The organism is Diaphorobacter sp. J5-51 (assembly GCF_001023515.1).
Lineage (GTDB): Bacteria > Pseudomonadota > Gammaproteobacteria > Burkholderiales > Burkholderiaceae_C > Diaphorobacter > Diaphorobacter nitroreducens.
On record NZ_JSYI01000138.1, the window covers coordinates 1 to 270 of the forward strand.

Annotated in this window: 1 protein-coding gene; it reads left to right on the plus strand. The window is 55.9% G+C overall.

Annotated elements, in window-relative coordinates; genetic code table 11:
• Nucleotides 1-20: 20 nt before the first annotated feature.
• The coding region (locus OX89_RS17090) for a hypothetical protein (protein WP_047351521.1) at nucleotides 21-270 on the plus strand (250 nt) is incomplete at its 3' end.

A 270-nucleotide genomic window follows, 5' to 3' on the forward strand; every position in this document is an offset into this window, starting at 1 on the left:
TGGAGCATAGAATGAGCAGCATGAACCTGCCGCTTGAAATCTACGATCTTTTGGAGCGTCGGGTGGGACGCGACGATGCAATGGCGCTTGCCAAGAGCATTGAACTGTCCCTCACGCACATGGAGGAACGCAGCAAAGAGATGGCGGCGCAGCGCAAGCTCGAAGCCAAGGCTGAGCTGCGCACCGAATTGCGCGACGAACTCGCAACCAAAGAAGACATGGCTAAGCTGCAAGGCTCGGTCAAGGAAGACTTGGCGAAGATTGATGCTC